The sequence below is a fragment of the Deefgea piscis genome (assembly GCF_013284055.1).
Classification (GTDB): domain Bacteria; phylum Pseudomonadota; class Gammaproteobacteria; order Burkholderiales; family Chitinibacteraceae; genus Deefgea; species Deefgea piscis.
The window spans coordinates 1,909,634-1,934,451 of sequence record NZ_CP054143.1 but is presented as its reverse complement, the minus strand read 5'-3'; the positions used below and the strand labels follow the sequence as shown (position 1 = coordinate 1,934,451).

Sequence of the window (24,818 nt, the reverse complement as noted above, 5' to 3'; positions counted from 1 at the left end):
TATTAAAAAGCATTTTTATCTCGAAACATTCCGGTAGCAGTTCGCCAAATAATTTTTAAATCCAGCCATACCGACCAGTTTCTTAAATAATCTAAATCATAAAAAATTCTGCCTTGCATTTTCTCTAACGTATCCGTCTCGCCACGAAATCCATTGACTTGTGCCCATCCAGTAATACCCGGCTTCACTTTATGACGAATCATGTAACCTTTAATCAATTTTCGATATTGTTCGTTGTGGGCATTCGCATGTGGCCTTGGGCCTACAATACTCATTTTCCCTTGTAATACATTAATAAATTGCGGCAATTCATCCAATGAGGTTTTGCGAATAAAGCCACCAATTGGCGTTAGCCGACTATCATTTTTCTTCGCTTGAACAACTTGATCGCCATCTTCCATCACCGTCATAGAGCGAAATTTATAAACCAAAACACTCTGCCCATCTTCACCATAACGCTTTTGTTTAAAAAAGATAGGTCCAGCAGACGTAAGTTTAACGGCAACAGCTACGGCCAGCAGCACCGGCCAAATTAGCATTAAAATAATCAATGACAATACAACATCTGTAATTCTTTTTACTAAACCATTAAAACCTAAGAATGGACTTTCACAAATAGCAACCACCGGCAAGCCAGCCACATTATCAAATCTGGCATTAATCAAATCAAAAACAAACAAATCTGGAATAAAATAAATTGATGCGGTACTGTCTTTCAAATGATCAAGTAACTCCATCACTCGCGGCTGCGCAGTCATTGGCAATGTAATATAAATCTGGTGAACTGGATTTTCACAAATATATTTAGAAAAATCGTTCAAATCGCCAATAATCTCTTCCGACTTAATACCATCTAACCTTGAAACCTCTCTATCTTCAAAAAACCCTAAAAACTCCATTTTCAAAAATGATTGTTGCTGAATATTCTTAGCTAAGAGTTGGCCTGGCTTATTGGCACCAATAATCAATACTTTTTTGATATGATCTTGAGCTGGGTGCAGAACAAATTGCCTAAATAGAATATGGATAAAAATCAAAACCAACGGCGCCACAACTGCCCACGTTAGATAATACGGCGGGTACATATAAGCACTAAACCCAGAAACCTGACCAATCAAAAACAAACTCAATAATACGCATCCCCATTCCAGCGTAAAACGCCCTAAACCTAACCATGGACGAGAATAACCAGGTACAAATAAAAATACGCCATCAAGCAAAATTGCCGTCAGCAAAAATGCTAAAACGCCGAATAAAAACTCTACCCCATCAAGTGAAATCTCAAATGGAATAGCTAATGCATACAGCGTAGCCACGACCATAAATGGATCTAAGCAAAGCTTAAAAAAACCAATCACTGGAGACGAATTGCTAAACTCGCGAAAACGATCACCCAACATGCTGGGCACTTGGAATGCTTGCTCGCTCTCTGTCACCGGCTTTAATAGAATTTTTTCAGGAACATCTTGATGCAAGGTAGTTACATCCTATTAATCATATTAATCAGAAATTGTATTTTAACGACACGCCGACTTGCTCGTCGTTATAATCAAACTGGTTAATCTTTTCATTTCTTAATTCAAATTGAACATAAGACTGAATCATCATGCTGCGTAACATTTGGTAATCGTAGGACACTCGAAAAGTGTCATAAGTAGAATTTTGCGTCACAATACCAAGTGATGTTTCTGTTTCTAACTGCCGATAGTTATATCGCGCCCCCAGTTTTGATTTATCGGTAAAAGCCCAATTCGCAGATAAATATGCAGTTCGTTCCAAATCACGACCAATCACATTGCTACCAAATGAATCAAATTTTTGTCCGGCGCCTGTTTTTAAAGTTGTTTTTGCGGTTACAGCCCACATTAAATCAATATTTGCGGTTGGCTTTGTATTTTTAGTGCCATTAAATTGTGATTTCCATTGGCTATAACCTGCTGTTAAATTGGCATTAAATTTATCAGATACCGGCCAATTCAAACCCAAACTCGTATTTTGATCTGAATAGCCTCGCAAATTAGCAGGGATAAAAAACAAGGGCTCTGCATAATTGTATTTAGACCAGTTGTGTAGCAAGGTCAGCGCGAATCCTCGGTCTGAGATATACCGCAAGCCACCGCCAAATTGACGATCATTTGCATTTTCATACTTTCTTACATCATGGTTTTCTTCGGTATACGATGCGTTCGCCACTAGAGCCCAATTGCTCAATAGTCGCCAACTGCCATTCCAATTAGCTCGATTGGTGTTAACGGTATCAACTACGGCCACACGTACGTCGTCAAACGAGGATAATTGACGGCTAGATGACACGGATAGATTGCCATTCCATTGATTGCCCACGACCCAATCCCAGCCCAAGCCCACATCCCAAGCGGGGTTATTTAGCTCATCAAACACCAAATAATGTGCTTGTGAAAAATCAGCCGTTGCATAGAAATTTTGCCGACTCACCGGCAGATCAACCCGCCCACCGACGCCAACGGTAAAACTTGAGTCACCTTTTTGCTGGTGTTTACGTGTTGAGTTATTTTGCTGCGTGTCCGATAAGCGAAACACGTTCGAGTCATAAACATAAGCAATATTTGTAAATAATTTGACCGTATCTTCAGGATCATAAGCAGCTTGTGTATTACCGATGGCCAGTACACTCAATAGCAACAAATTCTTTTTCAACATTACCTGTTTATTCCAAAAATAGGGTGCCGGACACATTATCAATACAAAGTTTTAAGATTTAATTACTTATTTACAAATGAACTTCGAACTATACCACTGTCATTGATTACTGTGAAATAAATACAACAACAGATGTTTAGTAATTTATTATTATCTAATATGTCTCATAGCTTATTCATACTCAGTTGCAAACTTACCAAGCACATCATTAAACATTGAAATTAACGTCAACTTGCGCCATGCTGATTACATAAATACAATCCTAAATTGTATAAATCTGGCTGATTTTGAGGCTAAATTCATCGTTTTCAGTCGCATCAACACGCAGTGCTCGGCACCTAAAGTGGTTTGCAATTTTCGCTAACCTATTGACCTATAACAGATACCGTTTAATCGATAGCTTTTACCTATCAATGCACGACTATCATCAATATAGAATTCTCGTACTCAATGAAATTTAATTTTATAGCCTTACTTTGCCTAGTTTGCTTCAATTCGCACGCATCAATAATTCAACACCACGCGGTGATTGACTCACCGTCGATCTCCGTCCTGCCGGGTGAACAGCAAAATGGTTATGCGGCTATTGAGTCGCTATTTACCAACAATACAATGTCGGCACAGGATGCTTTGTCGGATAGTTTGATTTCTTTTACCGATTCACCAGCTTTTGCAGCGGCGCCCGAGCGAAGAGCAGCACCCGCCGCTTTTGCTGTACAGAACGACTCAGCACCAATTCCAGCGATACCAGAGCCTGAAACCTATGCGCTGATGGGCATTGGCCTATGTGCTTTATTAGCTGCACGCCGCAAACGTAATCAATAACCAAAAAATTCAGACGAAAAAAAAGAAGGGATATCCCTTCTTTTTTTTTAATCTATTCAATCACACTGCCTGAGTGACGATCAGCGGCGTGCCATACATGTTTCGTAACGCCATAAAACGCGTTTAGCAAACCATTCAGTGGTTAGTTTTCGGGTGATTTTGGGGCTTTTTAAATCGATTTGCGGTAATGCCGCACGCGGAAAAGTCTGGCCATTTTTTTCTGCTAAAGCATAAGTTTTTTTGTAGAGCTCGGTTTGCCCAAACCCAGATAATTTTTCTAGTTTCAGGTCGCGTAAAATCGCTTCATTACTCATCGCTAATTGCTTGGCAAGTCGATAAAGCGCTGTTTGCGTACTGCTGGTGCCTGTTGGCGCACCATTGCTATACCGGAGCAAATCGCCGTCTTGTTCTAAGGCTTGTCCGGTGAGTTTGGAAACCAGCTGTTGAAATGCGGTATTACGACTGGCATATCGTCCAGCGTTATAGTCCGCAAAGCGATACACCATATCGGTATAGGGCGCTGGGTATTGCAGCAAAATGGCTAGGCCGAAATACGTACCTCCACGGCGAGTAAACACTTCACTGCGTACGCTACCTTTCATTGCATAAGGATAAGGCCATGCCTTAACGTGACCTTGCGCAAATTCAACGCTCACTTGCATTGGGCCACCGGTACGAATCGGATTTTTCATATTCAGTGGCAAATTAAGATTTTCCGCTTCATCAGCCAAATCTTCAAATAAAGCATTCATTTCACGCTCGGTGCGTAGCGTATCAATTCGCGCTTTGTAACTCTGTCCTGTCGGTGATTTTTTTAGCAACGCCGTTTGCACTGCAATCAACGGAATATGGTATTTCGCTGCCCGATCGCCAATCGCACGCCACACAATTTTTGGCAATCCCGGTACGGTTGGATCGCCCTGCCAGCTTGATTCTTGTTCAATGGTTGCTGCGGCCGCGCAGAAATAGGCGGCGGTATACGGCAATTTTAAAGCCGTAAAGGCATCCAAAATATCGGCCGACCACCCTGCTCGCTCGGGCATTTTGGCCGGTAACAATTGATTTAACAGTGCGCGTGCCTCCTGCACAGTCAATGGTTTGGCGGTCGAAATCGGCGCAGGACTCAATGTCGGCTCAACGACGACAGCCGGCATCGGCGTCGGCGTAGGGGTTGGCCGAACTGTAGGTGTCGTTAGCGGAGTCGGTGTTGCGACAGGCAAAGGTGCCACAGTTTGCTGCGATGAAGGTGTCGCACAGGCTGCCAAAGCCATGCTGATGGCTAAAGCCCCCAGACTACGTAAATTCATGTTCTAACTCATTTTATTTTCTTAATCGCGCAGCTTAAAAAATCCATCTAAGAACAGCAAGCAAAAATACAAATGGTTACCCATATTGAAGCTGGTCATCACGCTGAAGCACCCAAAAATGCTCGCTTTTATATTCATTTCTTTTTGCGCCTTCATTGCTCAAATTTGGCTCATTTTTATTATTTTCTCTCCTTTTTTTGGCGGTCTACAGGCTTACCGCACTAGGGATGTAGTGTATTTATTTTCACTACATTAGTTTGATATAAATCAATTTTGCGCTGCTGATTACGGTTTAGCATACCAAATCGATGAGAAATTCATCACCTAATCCGATTAGCATCGTTGCGGAGGCATCATGAGTCAGGTTTTGGTTGTTGGTAGTATCAATATGGATTTAGTCGTTCATGTCGCGCAGTTTCCTCGCCTAGGCGAAACGCTGTTTGGACAGTCTTTTGCCACCTATCACGGCGGTAAAGGCGCGAATCAAGCGGTTGCTGCTGCGCGATTAGGGGCTCAAGTGACGATGATTGGTCGCGTCGGTGACGATGCTTTTGGTCAAGAACTCATCGCAGCACTCGCCGATGAAGGCATCAATACTGAATGGCTAAGTCAAAGCAAAAACCAAGCAACAGGCATTGCCGCAATCACTCTTGCCGGTAGCGACAACGCCATTATTGTTGTTCCAGGCGCTAATGCCGATCTAAGTCCTGCGGACTTGCTCGCTGCTGAAGCGGCATTTATCAATGCCGATGTCGTGCTAGCCCAACTTGAATCGCCGATGGACACCATCGAGATGGCGGCGCAGCTCGCCGCACGTCACAACAAACCCTTTATTCTCAATCCAGCACCAGCAATGCCGTTATCCACAGCATTGCTAGAACAAGTGAGCTTACTCACGCCCAATGAATACGAGCTAGCTACCGCATTAGGTCTTCCTGAAGCCGATTGGCAAGCCAGCCTAGCGGCGCATCCAGGCAAAGTGTTAATGACTGCCGGTCAAGACGGCGCTTATTACACCAATGCACAAGGTGAACTTCAGCAGCAAGCCAGCTATACAGTGACGGCAATTGATACCACGGGTGCCGGGGATACGTTTAATGGCGCATTGGCTGCGTTCTGGCATTTGGGCTTAGCCGAGGCCAGTAAAATGGCCTGTGCCGCAGGCGCTTTATCGGTGACTCAAGCCGGTGCCCAAGGCGGCATGCCAACTTTAGCGCAATTGCAGGCTTTTTTAGCCGCCAATGATGCCAAGGAGCTGGTATGAAAAAACATGGTCATCTCAACCGAGATATCAGTCGGGTGCTGGCCAGTATGGGCCATACCGATTGCATCGTCATTGCCGATTGTGGCTTACCGATTCCACCGCATGTTGAATGTATCGATTTATCGATCGAACTCGGCAACCCTGCTTATTTCACCGTTTTGGATAGCATTTTGGCCGACTTTCAAGTCGAACGTGCGGTACTCGCTAGTGAATGCCAAAGCCTCAATCCTGCCGTCGCCAACCAAGCTGAATCCATGCGCCAACAAGGTGTCAAAATTGACTTTGTACCGCATGAACAATTCAAACAGTTAAGCCACCATGCACGCGCCATTATTCGTACCGGTGAAGCCAGCCCTTACGCCAATATCGTGCTGTATTCCGGCGTTATTTTTTAGGGGGCGGCATGTTGATAAAAATGAGTGGCATCAGCAAGGCCTTTGGCCCGGTCAAAGTGCTTGAAAACGTTGAGTTCTCGCTCGAGCGCGGTCAAGTCCATGCCTTAATGGGTGAGAACGGCGCGGGCAAATCGACCCTGATGAAAATCTTATGCGGCGTACACCAAGCCGATCAAGGTCAAATCGCAGTGGATGGCAAAACCGTCAAAATCCACAGCACCAATGATGCAGAACAGTACGGCATCGCGATTATTCACCAAGAACTCAATCTCATCCCGCAATTGTCGGTGATGGAGAACATGTTTTTAGGCCGCGAGCCACAACGCTTTGGCGTGATCAATAGCATCAAAATGCGCGAACAATGCCTGGAATATCTGCAATTGCTCGGCATTGAAAATCTCGATCCCGATATTGAAGCGGGGCAATTATCGATCGGTCAGCAGCAAATGGTCGAAATCGCCAAAGCGCTATCGCTCAATGCACAAACGCTGATTATGGATGAGCCCACTGCGGCCCTTTCTGAGCGCGAAACTGAAAAACTATTTGCCATTATTGCCGATTTGAAATCACGCGGCGTGGGCATTGTTTATGTCTCACACCGAATGGAAGAGATTTTTAAAGTCTGCGACAAAATTTCAGTGCTACGCGACGGGCAATTTGTTGGCGAGCGCGAGATTGTCAAAACCAATTTTGATGAAATTGTTCGCATGATGGTCGGTCGTGAAATCGGCGATCGCTTTCCAGTCCGCAACGCCCAACTCGGCGAAGTCCGGCTTAAAGTCAGTGATTTAGCCGACGCCAGCATTAGCGGTATTAATTTTGAAGTGCGGGCCGGAGAAGTGCTCGGTATTGCTGGCCTGATGGGTGCTGGGCGCAGTGAGATTCTTAAAACCATTTTTGGGATTAACCGAAAATTAGCCGGTCGCATCGAGCTCGATGGCCAAGAACTCACTTGCAATCAGCCCAGTGACGCCATCGCTGCCGGTATCGGCTTTGTCACCGAAGATCGCAAAAGCCAAGGTTTAGTACTGGGTATGTCGGTGCGTGAAAATGCCACCTTAGCCAATTTATCGGCCCATGCCAGCTACGGCGTCATCCATCATGCACGGCAAATGCAAGTGGTACAGCGAGAAATCGACCGTATGCATATACGAACTCGCGACGCCGAGCTGGAAGTGCAATCGCTTTCCGGTGGCAATCAACAAAAAGTCGTGTTTGCCAAATGGTTAGGAATTGCGCCAAAAGTACTCTTACTTGATGAACCCACTCGTGGTGTTGACGTCGGTGGCAAAGCCGAGATTTACCAAATTATTAATGAATTAGCCCAATCTGGCGTTGCGATTGTCATGGTCTCGTCTGAGCTACCCGAAGTCTTGGCCTTAAGTGATCGAATTTTAGTGATGCACCAAGGTCGTCAGGCTGGCATTTTTAGCCAAGCATCCGCCGAAACCATTATGACTGCCGCAACAGGAGGTTTGAAATGAATGTACAACAAAAAGCTACGCTCCAAAAATTAGGTCCTTTTTTGGCGCTCTTAGTCTTAGTCGCTGGCTTGGCCATTACCAGCCCCGATTTTCTAACAGTTGGCAATTTACTCAATGTATTTCGCCAAGTTTCTATCAATGCTTTGATCGCCTTTGGGATGACGCTAGTCATTTTACTCGGTGGCATTGATCTATCGGTGGGTTCGATTTTAGCGTTGTCATCGGTCCTTACCGCATTGATGCTCAGTCATGGCATTGATCCGGTGGTCGCAACCAGCGTAGGGGTTTTGGCCGGCGCCGGTATGGGGATGCTCAACGGACTGGTGATTAGTAAAGGCAAGGTTGCGCCGTTTATTGCCACTCTCGGCATGATGACGATTTTGCGTGGTCTCTCTTTGGTGTTTTCTGATGGCCGTCCAATTTCGGGTTTACACAGCGACTTCTTTGCCATGCTCGGCGGTGGCTATGTTGCCGGCTTGATTCCAGTGCCGGTGATTATCATGTTGGTGATGTTTGCGGTGTTTTGGTTTGTCCTCAAAAAGACCGTATTTGGTCGTCACGTCTATGCCGTCGGTGGCAATGAAGAAGCGGCGCGGCTTTCTGGCATCAATACTGATCGCATCAAGATCTGGGTTTACACCTTATCTGGCGCAATGGCGGCAACAGCCGGGATGATTTTGACCTCTCGACTCAGCTCAGCGCAACCAACCGCAGGTACTGGCTATGAATTGGATGCGATTGCGGCGGTGGTCTTGGGCGGAACCAGTTTAACTGGCGGTCGTGGCTGGATCTTCGGCACTTTAGTCGGCGCGCTGTTAATCGGGATTTTGAATAACGGCTTGAACTTGCTTGGCGTTTCATCGTTTTACCAGCAAGTGATCAAAGGCGTGGTGATTTTGCTCGCCGTCTTACTGGATCGCGCAAATAAAAAATAATCGCACTAGAGCAAAGCAGTAGCGAGACCGATTGCCTTGCATATGAATGTAATCGGTCACTACAAATAACAGCAGTATCGCCCTACAACGAATAACAAGCAGTGCATAAGAAGCAATACCCCGTAGTTTTTCTATATTTGATTGGAGTCAAACATGAAACGCATTCTTTCCCCGCTTTTAGTAGGTTTATTGGCTGCAGGTTTAATGGCTTGTTCTAAACAAGGTCCGGATACACAAGCTGCAAGTGCCCCTGCCACGACAGCCTCAGGTGCGGTCACCATCGGCCTGGCGATTTCAACCCAAAACAACCCCTTCTTTGTTGCGCTACGTGATGGGGCAGATACCGAAGCTAAAGCCCAAGGCGTCACTTTAATTACGGTGGATGCACAAGACGATTCGGCGAAACAAATCTCGAATATCGAAGATTTGATTCAGAAAAAAGTTCAAATCATTATGATTAACCCAACGGATTCAGATGCGGTTGCCGGTGTCGTTAAAGAAGCGATGAATGCCGGTATTAAAGTGATTTCTCTGGATCGTAATGTAAACGGTGCCGACGTTAGCGCACATATTGCCTCAGACAATAAAGCCGGCGGCAAAATGGCTGCCGAGTACATCCTGGAAAAAATCGGCAATAAAGGCAATTTAGTTGAGCTGGAAGGCATTCCAGGTTCATCAGCGGCGCGCGAACGCGGCCAAGGCTTTCATTCGGTGGTAGATGGCCATGCCGATGTCAAACTCGTTGCCAAACAAACTGCAGATTTTGACCGTGCCAAAGGCTTATCTGTTATGGAAAACATCTTGCAAGGCAATAAAAACGTGACCGCCGTTTTTGCTCATAACGATGAAATGGCCTTAGGAGCATTTAAAGCAATTGAAGCGGCAGGCTTAAAAAATGTTGTCGTCGTTGGTTTTGATGCCACCCCCGATGCCGTAAAAGCCGTGAAGGCAGGTCAATTGAGCGCGACTGTGCAACAAAAACCCGAACTTATCGGTAAAATGGGCGTCGATACCGCAATCAAATTAAGTAAAGGCGAAGCTGTTGAAAAATCGATTCCAGTTCCACTGGCATTAGTGACTCAATAACGCTTCACAGCAACAAGATCAGCCGATACCAAGGTGTCGGCTTTTTTATGGGATTAGCATGACCGCTTTTCAACGCCTGACGATGGCGGATATTGCCCAACTGGCCGGTGTTTCTAAAACAACGGCCAGTATGGTACTCAATGGCCAAGCGGAACAATACCGCATCGCTGCCAGTACCGTGGCACGAGTGCGACAAGTTGCCGCGGAGCATCATTTTCAGCCTTCGGCATCGGCACGCTTATTGCGCTCACGCCGCAGCGGCACTTTGGGTTTAGTGGTGCCAGAGCTCACCAACTTTGCGCACGCGCTGCTCGCTCAAGCTCTCGAGCCCTTATGCCGTGATGCAGGATTTCAACTGTTTGTAGTCAGCAGCAACGATCAAGCGGATATGGAAACCAAAGCGGTTGAGCAATTATTAGCCCGCCAAGTCGATGGGCTGATGTTGGTACCGTGCACCAACAATGCCAAGCTCTACGCCAAATGGGCCAAGCGCCTGCCGCTGGTGTTGGTCGATCGCCGCGTAATCGATAGTAATTTACCTTTTGTAGTGAGTAATGCCGAAGAGCAAGTGTTTACTTTGATCGAGCATACACTCGCGCAAGGCGTGACTGAGATCGCCTATTTTGGTGGGCAAATGCTGCTCTCTCCCAGTATTGACCGGCTCGCTGGCTACCAACGCGCTTGGCAAACTCGGCAATTAGCACTCAATCCGGCACTCATTTGGCAGCGTGATTATCAAAATCAAAGTGGTTACGCCATGATGAGTGAGTGTTACACCCTTTTAGGGCGCTACCCTGAAGCGATTTTTACCGCCTCGATTTCATTGCTTGAAGGCGTTTTAGCTTTTATGAATGAACACAATCACTTTAACAGTGCACCGCAACATTTACTTAGCTTTGATGATCACCGTTTGCTAGACTGTATGCCACTACCAATCAACACCGTGGTGCAAGATAGCGCCCAACTGGCAGCCCAAAGTTTACAACGTATACTGGCTTTACTCGCCGGCGAAACGGTGGAATCAAGTTGGGTCGCCGCTCATATCAACTGGCGGCAAAAAGTGTAGTTGGCTGTTGCAGCAGGCAAAATACCTGTATAGTGTAGGGCTGTTCGTGAACCGCCCTTCTGTAGATTGGCCGTAACACGCAGGCAAATAAGTTGCTAACGCCTTTATTTGCTACAAATTAGCCTATGTCCGGCATCTGATCGTTCGCAAGTTCGGCTATTCCCGCATAGATCACACTCCCGCATTGCGGGAGACTGCCGAGAGCGACCTTTGATAGGTATTGCAGCGGCAGGCTCCGTATTCAATTGCTTATGTGCAAGAACTGGAAAAGTAAATGTCAAAAGAAGACGTTGTAGAAATGGAAGGTGTAGTGGCCGAGGTTTACCCGGACACTCGCTTTCGTGTCACCCTGACAAATGGTATCGAAATCACGGCCTATGCCTCAGGCAAAATCCGTAAAAACCACATCCGCATTATCGCGGGTGACCGTGTAACGGTTGAAATGTCGCCTTATGATTTAACCAAAGGCCGCGTGAGCTTCCGCCATAAAGATGATCGCCCTGCTCCTGCGCGCAATAACCAATTCCGCCGTCGTTAATTAATCGGCTAGGTATATTGCTCCAGCACTTATCAAACAAGTGCTGCAGGGTAATACGTCATTAAAAAAACGAACCCATGGGTTCGTTTTTTTATGCCTGCGATAAAAATCATCATAATGACCGCCACCGAGACAATCTCATTGTGCATAAAAAAAGCCCGATTACTCCAAAGAGAATCGGGCTTAATCTTGGGTCTGTTGACGATTGGTTCGCCTGCCACGCAAACGCGGCGGGCAAACTAAACATCAGCAAACCCCAAAAAACACTTAAGTCGCTAAACCGCGGCTTGAAACGTAAGTGCGTGTTAACGACCCATGGACAAGTGCTAAATACAATGAGAACTCATGCCTTGCCCTTCTTTGACTTAATGTCCATGATTTGTGCAATTTTTCAATCCAACTTTAGTAAAATGTCCATACCAATAAAATTTAGTTACATGTTGATCACATATTCGGCTAACCCACAATCAGCGCAACCGTGGATCCACGCTCTATTTTTTGCAGCTACGCAACGTAAAAGGGTAACGTGCTGCTTTCATGTAGAATCTCCTCAAAGACTGCGAGAAATTTCTACTTAAAATGAGCTGGTTTGGTAGGGGATTACACCACCGGGGTTACAACTCCGAAACTTTTCAACTTAAGAAATTTCGAGTCAAATATTTCAGATGGAATTTTTTTCTGCAATAACCCAAAAAAATTCTCATCATGCGTTGATATAATAATTTGTTTATCACATTGCAATGAAATATTTCTCAGTAGATCAATGGTCGCAAGTACATTAATTGAATCCATAGACTGGATAGGGTCATCGATAAGAATCACATCCAGTGAATCACCTTTATTGTCTTTTGCATGCAGGGCTCTTGCCAGGAACACGCTAAGGCTAAGAATATTAAGCTGGGCTGCACTGAAGTAAAGATTCGGAGATATGGAATAATTCTTTTCATCTGTTACAACAATATTTAAACCAGGCCGTTCAGGATTTGAGAAATCCGAAGTAAATTCTACCTTCTTAAAAGATGGATGAGGATCTATCTTACTATAAATTGCATTAATCAAATCAGCATAGAAGAATGAATCAATTCTATTGTGAAGCTCAGCTAAAATTACATCAAGCTCTGATTCCAGTACTTGCTGCACTTGCAAATGCTGCTTTTGCTTTATTTTTAATTCAGTTAGTGATTTTTGGGACGCTAGATTTTTAAAAAAGAGCTTAAATGCCTCAAGCTGCAACTGAAGCAAGTCAAATTTATTATTTTTTTCCAAAATTTCTGACAAACTTTGATCAATCTTCTCAATTTCTTCGACGATAGCAGTTCGAACAAGATCTAAGTTATATTCAACTTCAGTAGATAATATCTGTTTTTGTCGAACAAAAAATGAATTAACCTTCAGCTCTAAATTAACAACGTCTTGCTCAATTGCCTCCTTCATTACAACTAGAGAACCAAACTCTATCAAGCTCCCATCCTGTAGCATAATTTCATGTAAAATTTTAATTTTTTCAGATACTTCATCTTTTTGTTGAACTAACGCATCTCTATTATTTAAGCACTGTTGAAGTAGCCTACTATGCTCCTCTTTCAAGTTTTCATGAGCTATGCTATTTTCTTCAATAAATTTCCCAACCTGAAAAAAATACGGCATGGCGTTGATGCTTTGAACTTGACTACTAGATTTAGATAGCTCTCCATCGAAGCCACTTAATAGGACTTTTAGCTCTGCAACAGTTTTTTTTATTGTCACTAAATTACTTTCAGTTTCGCTCTTAAAACAAGCAAGTTCTTTAATTTCATGATTAAGCCTATGCACGAGATCTTCTTGATTAAGATTTAAAACCTTCGCGTGTAAATCTGCAATACGTTGCTGAGCACTAATAATTTTACTTTTTATGATATCTCTATCATGCTCCAGAACTGAAATTTTCTCCCCAAGATCTGCTAATTTAGTCTGCATTTCAACATTACGTTCAGTCTTTTTCGCTTGGACTTCTGTTAATATTAAATCTATTTCTTTTTTCAATATTCCTTCTAATCTTTTAAACTCCTCTAATTCTTTCGCATTTACTGCTCCCAACTCTGAAACGAGTAAATTCCCTTCAACTATAGCTTTTAGTGCTTCAGATGAAGAATATTTAGTCTGGCAGAGAGGGCATACATCTGTCTGCACGGCACTAACATATTCCAAGCCTAATTGAACAAGATGCTCAACCAATCCCATCTGCTTGGTGACTGTCTCCTGAACACGTCGTATATTCTGTTCTTGAGCCTCAAGTGAATTTAGCTGGCTCGCAACTAGTTTTATCCTAAATAACTCTTGCTCGTCCAAATTTAATATATTTATATCTAGAGATAGAAGCGAATGAATATCTACCTCAACATTCGATAGCTTATTACTCTCAATCTCGACTCTACTTTTATCAATTCTCCTGCCATTAATTTCTGCAGTTTTTTCAATCAAAAAATTTTCAAGGAATTTAACTTTAAACTGAAATGAAGATATCTCTTTATAGATCTCATCAGATTCTTCCAGCAGACTCCGTAATTCTAAGTTATTTTTATCAGTAGCTAGTATTTGGCTATTATGTAGTTTTTCCGAGGCATCAAGCTCTGTCAATCTAGCAATAACTTCATCTTTCTTTTTTGTTACAACTAGCTTGTTGCATTCAATATCCTGCACTTGCTTCAAGTCGATAATATAATTAGGTATAATAGCTGTGATTTTACTTAATGATTCAGCATTTTGACTTTCTAGCTGAAGTTTCTTTACACACATATCTAGGATATGGTGTAAGTCTCTATTTCGCTGAGAATCCTCAACTCCCTTTTGCAGCTTGACTAAACGAGGTTTCAGTTCTTCTAAGGAATCTAAGCTATGTTGAATCTCAGGAAGTCGAGATAGCTGACTACTCAGCTCGCTCTTTAACATCAATTGCTTATCACGAATTGCATTTAATTCATGGATACGCGTAACTATAGCAGCCAATATTTCATGTTCCATCGCAGCAGAAAAATCACGCGCAACAATCTTTACAGACTCTCCAGCCTTATTAAGGCTCATGGCTGTAGAATTAAATATATCGAATATAGACTCATCCACGGGGACTAGAAGCTGAGTTTCTAGATGAGTGATTTCCTGCTGTAATTCATCTAGCAAATTAAAATTATCTAGACGTAAAGCTGTAATTTCTCGACGCAGTTGCTCAGACTCTCCACCAAAGGATTCCATGAAAAGAACGTACCGCTCTTGAGGCTTCACTTCTCTCAGAAAACGGTCAATGCCATCTTGAGAAAGAATGATGCTTCGAAATACCTCAGAGTTCTTTTCAGTATCCTGCTCACTAAACCGGAAATCCCGTGAATCATGCCTAATAGTACCTAAACTTCGAGTGAATGTTTTTTTTGTCGTACTCACAGTCACCGATGTAGCACTACCAATCTCAGCATCTTTATTACGTAAAATATACTGTGGAACACCCGAAATCTTGGTACTCTTTGCCGCTTGCTCATTATTTCTTTTATTCTGATCTCTTAAATACCGTTCTAGATTGTTAGTAAGTGCCCACTCTACAGCATCATAAAATGAACTTTTACCAAATCCGTTAGGTGCATAGATAGCAATAAAATTGGAGGGTTGAACCCCATCTATCGTAAAATTAAAAATGCCATCTTTTTTGAGTTTGTAGGCACGAAAACCTTCAATCTCAACTTTTTTAATCTTCATTTTGTATTTACAAGCTCAATAATATTGTTAATGATAGTTGCACGTTTTGATTTTGAGCTAGCAGACATGTCCAAAGGAGCACCGCTAATTAGTTTTACGAGTGCACAATTACTTGTATGTTTAGCACTGCTCTGAGCTTCTTTGTTTTTTAGATTGGTATTGAGGACTCCGTTACTGATAGTCTTTTCAGTTTCCTCCATCTTACCTGCAATCTGAATTTCTTTGATAGACAGATCCGCCCCAAGTAATTCATTATTTATAATCTTCTCGGCCTCTTCTAGGGTCGGAAGTTTATTCATTCCATCAAGAACAACCTTTCTCGCTGAATATTTATCATTTTGAATGATATATTTCTCGTTAAGTGGTAGTTGTTCCGCGCAAAAAAACACAAGATAAATATTCCATTTGGCCAAATTACCGCTTGGTTGAAAGTATGCAGATAAAATACTCTGCATCGCACGCCAGTTGTGGACAACGTCGTTAGCTTGCTCACACCAACAAGCAATACAAGTCATAAAAAGGTCTTCACCCGACGCGAAAAGTTTGAATTTAACCTCCTTAAACTCGGAGGTCAAAAATCCAACATCATATTCTTTACTTGACAAATGCATTGTATTTACCCTTGAAATGTGTCAGGAGCTGACTGGCAGGCAATTCTTTATAATCCCACTCATTTTCAATAACACATTTGTTTCGTAATCCCTTCAAATGCGTAATTGCATAAGTTTTGTAAATACTCTCACTGATATTGTCAATTTGCAGAAGTGCTCCATCTGTGGGCACAGATGAAATATCATCAATGATATTGGCTAAGTACGACGGAGGTGGTGATATTTGTGCATTTTCTTGCGGCGAATTAACGATAATTGTTCCTTCTGCATCTAAAGTATTTTTGGCTGCTTTTAAAATATCCGCAAGACTACACAACCAATTTTTCTCACTCCGGGAATAAACAATTCTTCTTTTTCCCTCTAAACCACTAAGATATTTTTCATCAATAACTACTACATTATCAATAATCGCGCATATAATCAGAAATTCGAAATACGCCTCCCAAAGAGCGCTATCTTGAATTGCGCTTTCATGCTCATGAGCCAGCAATAAACTCATTCTGTACTGCATCATTAATTTATAAGGTGCAGGCAATCCGTTTGTGACAAGCAGATCAGCTACTGAAAGTAGCTTTTCTTTTAATTTATTTATATTTAATGGTTCAACAACATTGAATTCGAAAATTCGATCTTTTAGGGACGAAAAACACTCTAAATAGCCAGGCAGAATTGGACTGAGACTGAAGTGACTAGTGATATCTTCAAAGCGGCGCAAGCTGTTACATCGTAAACGCCCAAACATTTCAAGTACGTCCGTCCCATCCATGCTGCACTCAACACCAATGAGATAAGCGCGGCCTTCACATAAATAGTAGACACCACCACCTGACATACCATTTATTAGTTCTACTGACGGAATTCCCTCGGCAGTAAAAATAAATAACTCATTGGTGATACTAGTGAACTCTCCATCCCAATGCTTAATTTTTTCCAGTTCACGTCTACTAAGCTCAGGAAAGCCCGCGAACATAAGTTTGTCATTATGATTGACCGTACTAGCAGAACAACATGTTTGCTTGATGTTAGGCACATAATCAACTTTGATAATTGCACAGTCAAAAGCAGCATCGGGATGCTGATGTACGTCGATGACATTCATGGCATTGCCAACATAATCGGTCAACGTATTCGTTTCTTTTAACGCATGACGAGCTGTTAAAACATACGAATACTGGCTGGACATCGCGCTTACGAGTACGCCACTAGCCTCATTAACCATTACACAATATGTCGAAATTAACTCATACATATTCATATCAAAGCTTAATTCTATTAGTTAGTAGTTGCAGTTGATCAGAAAATTTATCGTATTCCTGCGGCAAAAGCAGACTTTTAATAGGCCGTACGTAATTAAAAGAGATAACAGCATTTGGATTTGAATTAATGATTCTTGCGATAGTTCGCTTATCTGGATGCCCATGATGTAATCCATCAGTGGATATCAAATAATTTTTAGCTTCAATCATCGCTAGAAATTCAGGGCTGGTGTTGTACTGACTTCCGTGGTGTGAAATTTTTACTAGATCCACGTGTAATTTTTTCTCGCGGCTATATCTGAGATTTTGGAGACTCTCCACAATAGTTTTATCATGAGCATCACCTAAGAACAGCATAGCCTTTTCATCGGCTTCAACAATAAAGCCAATGGAACTTCCATTCGTCTTAGATGGATCCCCGCAAAAATCATCAACGGCTAAAATCTCCTCAAAACTAAGAGAATGATCATTCTGCGCTCCTGCGGTTTCTGAAGTCCTCCCTTCACACGGCCAGACGCATAACAACTTTTCGAGATTAGCTTTGTTTGGAGACAAAATTTTGAATGTAAAAGGCCCTACTTCTAGGACTTGACCGGATATTATTATTGGCTCACGTTTACACTCAATTTCATCCAACAAAAGTTCAAGTTCTTTACCCTTCTTAATCCCAGTCTCCGGTGAAATATTTCGTAAATAAACATTATTTTCACTGATCTCAGAATGATCAAAATATTGGGTTATTTTTTTTGATGAATTAAACCATACCCTTTTAACCATATCTTGGAGGTAGCCTTGCTCTTCAAAGGCCCGAAGCAATCCGCCAATATGGTCATCATCTATGTGGGTTAAAATGGCCAAATCGATATGTTCTTTTCTGCCTTTAATTTGATCTAAAATATTGCACAGATGTCCATTATATTTTAACCGCGGTCCGTATTTAAAAGTTTTCGTATCGCCGCCATCAATCAGAACATTAAAAGTAGCTTGATCAACTTGGTGAGAAATGAGAATGCAGTCACCATGGTTTGCATGTAATACTTGGACGCTTATGCCCATACAATCTTCCTGTTGAAGCTATGATCATCCGTCTTATCAATCCGCAGAAATCTTAAATGATAAAACTAGCAATTAATCAATAACACTTGAATATGAACATCACTTTTTGCATTCTAAAAGTTAATCGATCGCACGTATTCCCCGACAAGCCGGAAACGATTGACACCCCCAAAACTCATTACCAGCATTAGTGCCTTGTTTGGCGATTCGTTTAACCATACTGCCGCCACACTTTGGACAGTCTGGGCTTGTTTGATAGTTTAGTTTTACTGCTGTCTTAGATTGAACTAGTGAAGCACTCGCACGCGCTTTATCTAGCATGCGTTTCAGTGCGGTTCCATTGATCAATTCAATGTTTCTACCTTCCGCAAAACGGACCGCGTCAGCGGTATATTCGCCCGAAGTCACCACAAAGCCACCCGTCGCATTTTGCGCGGCCATCACTCCGAATAATTCTCGAACTACATTGACTGAAACTTTGTACGCACGCCACTGCTTGCATTGAACTACAAAAACTTCACTGCCACGCTTTAATACCAAATCTATCCCACCGTCAGCTCCGCCACCACCAGTCTCATGAACTTGATAGCCCTGCTGGCGAAAAGCTTCACCCACCAGCATTTCAAACTCTTGCCAGCTCATTTCTCCCAAGGCGTTACGTGAAGGGTTATCAGCGACAGCTTTTGCCAGTCCTTTTCGTTTTTCACGCCCAAGATATGAGGCAATCGCTCCAGCACCAAATACAAGCGGTAGAACATACTGAAATACGCTCGCCATGGTTTTAGTCATCTGCCCAACCATCATTTGACCAGCTTGGCTTGGTGTCGTTGCTAAAGCAATTTCGCGCACGGCATAGTGATGCAAGAAAAAATATGAACTAACTGCCAGCAGCGCTCCGCACCACCATGGCAGCATTGCTGCAATTTCAAACAAATCCTCTAAAGCCCCAGAGTTTTTCTTTCTTGCCATTTACCATCCCCTACTAGATCACAAAATCGGTTTATTCTTGATCAACTGGCGTATGCAATTTCAGCCAATCACGCAATTCCTGCAAGTCAGCAAGATCAACCTCATCGCCCATCGTGCCATCGTCTTTAACCCACTTCAGTCGCTGATCGTCTTTAGTTAAGAACAGCACCTTGCCGTAATACAAGGGAACGCGACGCGCTTTTCGCTCAGCATCTTTTAGACTTTCTTTGGTTTCAACCAAACGAATCAGCGGCTCATCACCCGGATCGTGCTCTAAGCAAACAATAAAGTCTGGATAGAAAAAGTGCTTATGCTCAGCCCGAACCACACGAACGGCATACCGCTTGCCGTCACCTGGCGGATTGCGATGCCACCAAGCTACGAAATCACTTCGGTCTAAAGACTTAGCAAATGCGAGTTCTTCTGAGTTCATCGACAAGCTTTGATCAAATTTGCCTGTGATATATGCTCCCTCTGCCAATGACCACTCCTGATCTCGTAGCAAACGCATAGCATCAGGCAATAACACCTGATCCAGTTTGCCCAACTCTTCAACACTTGGCGGCAACACTCCGTAGATATTCCTTGCCGATGCTTGGAGTGGGAGCGCAACTGGGAACAGCATTGCGTTTGGCAAGCGGCCAGCCTCTTCTAATTGAGCCTGTTGGCTCACTATTTCATGTAGGTCCACTGCAAGCCGATCAGCCTCGCTACGCGCAATCCAATTAGCGGCATCTCGAACAACGCGTTTTAGTGCTTGATCATTCAGCACCAAATTCTGGGCAGCCAGAGAATTCTGCAATGCAGGATCAATACGCTCCACAAACGTTTGCAGAATAATGACGACATCTGCTTCTTCAGTTTGCGGCAACAGATTTAGCAGCTTGCTACGTGCTTCCCTTGCTAAAGCTGCACGGTCGGTAATGACCTCAACGCTTTCCGACTTTTGCGCACCTGATGTCAATTCAGTGTGCAACTCCTGCGCTTGCAGCTGATTCAATGAGGCACGGATAGCCATCGCAATGACTTTGTCATTCAGCTCAAGCTCCTGAGCCACCTTTCGACTCAGCTCACTCATTGCCAAAAACTGTGGGCGGCGCTCGCGCTTCAGTGCTTCAGGTAAATTTCGGACGTTGTCTCGACGGTAATAAGCCTTAATTTCTTGAACCGTAAAATGCTCAGTCAGTTCTGCCATGTTTGCTGGAACAGTATCTTTAGCTGCTGGTTTATTGATCGGTGCAACAATCACCTGATCAAGCTCAGGCAGCTCGGTATCTAAGAACAAATCTAACTGCGGGGCGGCTGGCTTTGTCTGCTCCCCACTAGGCTCAGCAACATGGTTTACCAAATCACCGCGAACCGGAGCCAGATCATAAGTAATCGGTAATTGGGGGCTTGGCGCATTGGTATATACCGTTGCACCGGAGCTTGTTTTTCGCTCAACCAGTTTCGTCGTTTCACCTTCCAACTGGCTCTTCACCAAACTCGCAGTTGCAACAGCAGAAGCAAAGCCTTGCTGCGCTTCTGCATTGGCCAAATACACAAAAGCAGTGTTAAACCATGGTGGAATATCATCAACTTTGGCAAACCGATTTCGAATTGGGGATGCGACGCGCATGACACGGCCAATAAATTGCATCGCAAAATCGGGGTCATTTACCGCTTTAGTCGATGCCAACACAAATGCGCGTGGAGCATCAAAACCAGTTCCAGCTGATTGTTTAAAGATCAGCACTTCTTTGGTCACGTCAGCAGCAATTGCGGCCATCAAAACAGGATCTGGATCATCAGAAGAATGTTTGCCAATCGCAGCTGCCGGTACTTTGCAAAGATTAATCAGTTCTCGCTCAACATCCTCAATCGTTTTTTCACCATTTGCGACCTGAATCAGAAGCAGTGGCGTTAGCGGAATCCCAGCTTTGGCTAGCTCTGCTTTAAGCCATTGATTACGTGCCCAAGCCTGCCGAACAACGGTTTGCTTCAAATCCGCAATCGATTGCAAACCATGCTGTAAATCGTACACCACGGCTTCGATGTATTGCTTATTCAAGCGGGCTTGAACCACATCGTGACGACTAACTGAAAATGCTTCAAAACCAGTTCGTCCTGCGGAGGCCAAAAAGTCATTCAAACGCTGATCTTTCGGGGTTGCCGTTGCCATCAACAAATAATCGGGATTGAGCCACTGCGCAAACTTGCCAAACTCGGTGGTTTTATCTAGCCCAATATGTGCCTCATCTACCACCAAGCCAATTTGTAAACCACGCGCTTTCGCACGGGCGACCCATTGCGCGATGGTTCTCACGTCATCATCACCATCGGCGTCATAGCCTTTGGTACGTGCCTGAGCTTTTGCGACAGCACTTGCGGTAGAAATCAGAACTTGTCCCGACTCGGCTTCCTGATTTCGTCCGTGGTTCAACAATAAGGGCGTTAAATCATTGGCATTGCTTTTAATTGCATCCAACGTTTGTGCCACCAGATTTACATAGGGCACAAACCAAAGCCATACAACATCTCGCTCGGCACACACATTCGCCAATACGCGAGTCAGCATAAATGTTTTACCCGAGCCTGTTGGCGCGTGCAGCAAGCACGGAGGATGATTGGTTCGGAGTAATGCACTGCCAATGTTTTGAATCAGGATGGCTTGAAATGATTCAGCTGCAAGTAAATCACCTTGAGCTGTAGTCACTGCTAAATTGAGCATTGGGGCGTTCATGATTTTCTCCCGCCAGCCTGCCCACGCAACAGTGCATCATGCAGACTATGACTAACTACCTCACGACCTGCATCGGTAAAATACTGTGTGACCGTTTGCGGGCGCGTTGAATAAACGACCAGCCGCTCACCGGGCCAACTGAGCAACGCACTCAATGCCACCTCATTTGGATCAGGCACCAAAACAATAGCCAACTGCCCATCATTGGCTATGGGTATAATCCCAAGACTCTTGTATTCTGTATCATTTGAATCAATACCCGCCAAAGAACCATGATTAATTTGCAAGCTTAGTAGTTGGGCAGCATGGGCTGGTGTGACTTCAAACTGCACATCCGCTTCCTGATATTTATCCAGTTGCAAATAGGCAAAGCTGCCACCAAGGCCTGTCTTGTTACCATAACCCTGCATCACACGACGCAAGCGCTCTGCACAGATATCACGACACAGATTTTTATTTGGCTCTTTAGTTGTTGCTTCGGTGCTAGAGCACAGAATAAAACGGCGATTGCCCTCATCTTCAGCATTCAACTCTAATATTGCCTGTCCAGTCGTACCTGATCCGGCAAAAAAGTCCAGAATGAGATCTCCTGGACGAGATGCTTGTTGCAATAAATTTTTAATAAGGCTTAACGGCTTTGGGTATGCAAAGTCTTTATTCTCTAGTACTTTTCTAACTAAAGAGGTGCCTTCTGAAGTTCCGCCCGTACCCAATGAAATTACTTCATCAAAATCTTCTAGATCGGCATCAGGTTCTGAAGCAAATGAAATCCATGACGACAGTGGATTGGTTTCTCTTTTCAGGCTATTTCTAAAACGCTTATATCTAGGGCGGCCATAACCAAGCGTTTTCCCCACCCAAAATTCCAAAGGCTCAATATATTTAAGCAGACGTGCAACTTTGACATTAGTTTCAGCAAGTATACTCAACTCATTAAGCTGAAGATATATCCTAAATTCTTTAGGAGCCGTACCATCATTAATTCCTTTTGATAGCTCTTCCAAAGATTTATAAATAATTGTTCTCTCATTTGAGGGCCACAATATTCTTTTTTCTGAAATTATGATTTCAATTGGGTCTGCTTGAAGTTTCTTCTTGTTCAATGGTCTAGAAGTTGATGCAAAACGCCAAACACTATCGGGCTCACATAAGTACCACACTACTGTTTCTGGATTTAAAATTGGGTAATATGCTTCTGGCCTCTCTTTAGCAGTATGCGACTTTATGAGCATCTGACTACCCCAAGCGCCTCTTGGATCATTATCAGAATTGTCGTATTTGGTCTCATCACGCCCGCTGCCCGCAAATTCAAAATTTGCGTTTCCATAAACTAGTACATGTTCATGATCAATACTTAGTAAGCCACGCTGGGCATCATTTGAGCCCTTTCTCGTACGCCAGACAAAACTACCAATCTTTCTACTAGGCATAACTTCGTCGAGCATCAACTCCAATCGTGATCGATTTTCATCGTTGATTGACACAAGAATCACACCGTCACTTGAGAGTAAGTCACGAGCGAGGCATAGGCGCTGATAAAGAAACTCTAGCCATTGTGAATGACGGTAGCGATCATTGGTGCTGACGTAATGGTCGTTGTAAACCCAGTCTTTTTCACCCGTATTGTAGGGCGGGTCAATATAGATAACCCGAATTTGTCCCCGATGCGTGGCACGTAACATCCGTAGCGAATCAAAATTATCGCCTTCGATAATCAAATGCGGCACCACACCTTCAATGGGTAAGGCATGGGAATATTCATCAACCAACCGAGGAAAAACCAGATCGGCGTTGAGTGCCTGATCACGCTTTATCAGGTTCGCTTCCCAGTGCAAGCCCAGCTTGCGTTCGGTGAGATGCTCAACCAATATGCGGCGTAATTGTTGTTCATTAAATTGATCGAGCTGATCTAACAGAGATTGGTGACTCATCGTGGCTTACTTGAGTTGAAAAACAAGTAGCAATGCTAATCGAAAAGCCCCGCCAACCCAAGCTATATATAGGCTTGCCAACTGCTGTTGCATAAAAAGTGGCCCCGCCGCTCCCCTGCAATGTTTGATATCACTAAGAAAACCATACAATTAGCGTGGCTTTTAAAATGATCACGATAAAACAATTAAAGGTAACAATTAGAGCAACCACCATACTATCTACAGCAAGAACAAAAGTTTTGCCGCCTGCCTCAGCACCGTGTTTTCTTGCTCCAACCTTTGAATACGCAGCTCTAGTTCTTGAGTGGACTTTCTAACCTCCAGTTGATTGCCAAGGGGCAATTCACGTTTCATAAACTCTTCGAGCCCAATTCTTTGCCAAGTTGCCAGTGTTGAGATGTGAACATCAAATCGATGTGCCGTTTTAGTCAAGCTTCCTACCTTGCGCAGATATTGCAAAGCCTCAACTTTGAAGTGATTTTGATAATAATTTTTCATGATAGGATTGAAAACTAAGAATTCCTTAGTATATCTTATGTGACGGAACTAAGAAAATCTTAGGCATTGCATCTTCCAAGTGAAACTCGTAATGCCTATTCAGTCTCCGTTCCCTGCTCGCTTGAAAGAAGCAAGAGCAATCAAAGGCTTGACTCAGCTGCAGCTGGGTTTGAGATTAGAAATGGATGCGAACAGTGCGAGTGCACGTATGAATCAATATGAAAAAGGCAAACACGCGCCAGATTACGACACAATGAAGCGCATGGCAGATGAGCTTGGCGTGCCAGTTGCGTACTTTTTTTGCGAAACTGCGCTTGATGCGCAACTGATTCAGCAAGTGAGTCGTTTACACGAAGATGCTAAAAATGAACTACTAGCTCAACTCATTCAAAACGAGCGATCTGAAAGTTAAGCCCTATCCAGCCCTAGTACGAAAAGCCAATACCACAATCAAATAATCATTTGCGGATTCT

Annotated in this window: 20 protein-coding genes; 9 read left to right on the top strand and 11 right to left on the bottom strand. The window is 43.6% G+C overall.

The annotated features are described in order from the left end of the window. Window positions 1–2: 2 nt before the first annotated feature. The gene (locus tag HQN60_RS09105) at window positions 3–1,475 is read right to left on the bottom strand and encodes an undecaprenyl-phosphate glucose phosphotransferase (protein WP_254456605.1); all 1,473 of its coding nucleotides are present in this window, start codon (window positions 1,473–1,475) and stop codon (window positions 3–5) included. 28 nt (window positions 1,476–1,503) lie between these two features. Then, on the bottom strand, window positions 1,504–2,679 hold the full coding sequence (locus tag HQN60_RS09100) for an outer membrane beta-barrel protein (protein ID WP_173533348.1): 1,176 nt from the start codon (window positions 2,677–2,679) through the stop codon (window positions 1,504–1,506). Between the two features lie 525 nt (window positions 2,680–3,204). On the opposite strand from HQN60_RS09100, the gene HQN60_RS09095 reads away from it, so the two are divergent. Continuing rightward, entirely contained in the window at window positions 3,205–3,504 is a 300-nt protein-coding gene (locus tag HQN60_RS09095; RefSeq protein WP_173533347.1) for a PEP-CTERM sorting domain-containing protein, read from the top strand. A gap of 80 nt (window positions 3,505–3,584) precedes the next feature. Here the strand turns inward: HQN60_RS09095 and HQN60_RS09090 are convergent, their stop codons facing one another. Next, window positions 3,585–4,811 carry a DUF1615 domain-containing protein gene (locus tag HQN60_RS09090; protein ID WP_173533346.1) on the bottom strand — a complete coding sequence of 409 codons (1,227 nt, stop codon included), beginning with the start codon at window positions 4,809–4,811 and terminating at the stop codon, window positions 3,585–3,587. Window positions 4,812–5,166: 355 nt separating this feature from the next. Between HQN60_RS09090 and HQN60_RS09085 the strand changes: the two genes are divergently transcribed. The 7 genes from HQN60_RS09085 to infA all read left to right on the top strand — a co-directional run bounded on the left by HQN60_RS09085 (window position 5,167) and on the right by infA (window position 11,579). Beyond that, window positions 5,167–6,075, top strand: coding sequence for a ribokinase (locus HQN60_RS09085; RefSeq protein WP_173533345.1), 909 nt, complete (start codon window positions 5,167–5,169; stop codon window positions 6,073–6,075). Beyond that, on the top strand, window positions 6,072–6,470 hold the full coding sequence (gene rbsD, locus HQN60_RS09080) for a D-ribose pyranase (RefSeq protein WP_173533344.1): 399 nt from the start codon (window positions 6,072–6,074) through the stop codon (window positions 6,468–6,470). Before HQN60_RS09085 ends, rbsD begins: the two co-directional genes overlap by 4 nt. Before the next feature lie 8 nt (window positions 6,471–6,478). Then, on the top strand, window positions 6,479–7,954 hold the full coding sequence (locus HQN60_RS09075) for a sugar ABC transporter ATP-binding protein (RefSeq protein WP_173533343.1): 1,476 nt from the start codon (window positions 6,479–6,481) through the stop codon (window positions 7,952–7,954). After that, on the top strand, window positions 7,951–8,889 hold the full coding sequence (locus tag HQN60_RS09070; protein WP_173533342.1) for an ABC transporter permease: 939 nt from the start codon (window positions 7,951–7,953) through the stop codon (window positions 8,887–8,889). The genes HQN60_RS09075 and HQN60_RS09070 overlap by 4 nt, the downstream gene beginning before the upstream one ends. 153 nt (window positions 8,890–9,042) lie before the next feature. Then, entirely contained in the window at window positions 9,043–9,975 is a 933-nt protein-coding gene (gene rbsB / locus HQN60_RS09065) for a ribose ABC transporter substrate-binding protein RbsB (RefSeq protein WP_173533341.1), read from the top strand. A 58-nt stretch (window positions 9,976–10,033) separates the two neighbouring features. Further along, window positions 10,034–11,041 carry a LacI family DNA-binding transcriptional regulator gene (locus tag HQN60_RS09060; RefSeq protein ID WP_173533340.1) on the top strand — a complete coding sequence of 336 codons (1,008 nt, stop codon included), beginning with the start codon at window positions 10,034–10,036 and terminating at the stop codon, window positions 11,039–11,041. A gap of 274 nt (window positions 11,042–11,315) precedes the next feature. Next, window positions 11,316–11,579, top strand: coding sequence for a translation initiation factor IF-1 (gene infA / locus HQN60_RS09055; RefSeq protein WP_027469097.1), 264 nt, complete (start codon window positions 11,316–11,318; stop codon window positions 11,577–11,579). A 600-nt stretch (window positions 11,580–12,179) separates the two neighbouring features. Here infA and HQN60_RS09050 read toward each other — a convergent pair. From HQN60_RS09050 to HQN60_RS09015, 8 genes are all read right to left on the bottom strand, one after another. Continuing rightward, window positions 12,180–15,302 (bottom strand): AAA family ATPase, encoded by a 3,123-nt coding sequence (locus HQN60_RS09050; RefSeq protein WP_173533339.1) that lies wholly within the window; start codon window positions 15,300–15,302, stop codon window positions 12,180–12,182. Then, entirely contained in the window at window positions 15,299–15,913 is a 615-nt protein-coding gene (locus HQN60_RS09045) for an ABC-three component system middle component 1 (protein ID WP_173533338.1), read from the bottom strand. The genes HQN60_RS09050 and HQN60_RS09045 overlap by 4 nt, the downstream gene beginning before the upstream one ends. Continuing rightward, window positions 15,897–17,162: an ABC-three component system protein gene (locus tag HQN60_RS09040; RefSeq protein ID WP_173533337.1), complete on the bottom strand. Its 1,266-nt coding sequence runs from the start codon at window positions 17,160–17,162 to the stop codon at window positions 15,897–15,899. Before HQN60_RS09040 ends, HQN60_RS09045 begins: the two co-directional genes overlap by 17 nt. A gap of 7 nt (window positions 17,163–17,169) precedes the next feature. Then, complete coding sequence (locus HQN60_RS09035) at window positions 17,170–18,225, bottom strand: ComEC/Rec2 family competence protein (protein WP_173533336.1); 1,056 nt, start codon at window positions 18,223–18,225, stop codon at window positions 17,170–17,172. 120 nt (window positions 18,226–18,345) lie between these two features. Further along, window positions 18,346–19,194: a restriction endonuclease gene (locus HQN60_RS09030; RefSeq protein ID WP_173533335.1), complete on the bottom strand. Its 849-nt coding sequence runs from the start codon at window positions 19,192–19,194 to the stop codon at window positions 18,346–18,348. A gap of 31 nt (window positions 19,195–19,225) precedes the next feature. After that, on the bottom strand, window positions 19,226–21,916 hold the full coding sequence (locus HQN60_RS09025) for a DEAD/DEAH box helicase (protein WP_217390083.1): 2,691 nt from the start codon (window positions 21,914–21,916) through the stop codon (window positions 19,226–19,228). Further along, window positions 21,913–23,847, bottom strand: a complete 1,935-nt coding sequence (locus HQN60_RS09020; RefSeq protein ID WP_173533334.1) for a site-specific DNA-methyltransferase — start codon at window positions 23,845–23,847, stop codon at window positions 21,913–21,915. The genes HQN60_RS09025 and HQN60_RS09020 overlap by 4 nt, the downstream gene beginning before the upstream one ends. 219 nt (window positions 23,848–24,066) lie before the next feature. Further along, window positions 24,067–24,345, bottom strand: coding sequence for a hypothetical protein (locus HQN60_RS09015; protein ID WP_173533333.1), 279 nt, complete (start codon window positions 24,343–24,345; stop codon window positions 24,067–24,069). Window positions 24,346–24,436: 91 nt separating this feature from the next. Here HQN60_RS09015 and HQN60_RS09010 point away from each other — a divergent pair, with 91 nt between their 5' ends. Further along, a complete protein-coding gene (locus HQN60_RS09010) occupies window positions 24,437–24,757 on the top strand; it encodes a helix-turn-helix domain-containing protein (RefSeq protein WP_217390081.1) in 321 nt (106 codons plus the stop codon). Window positions 24,758–24,818 lie beyond the last annotated feature (61 nt).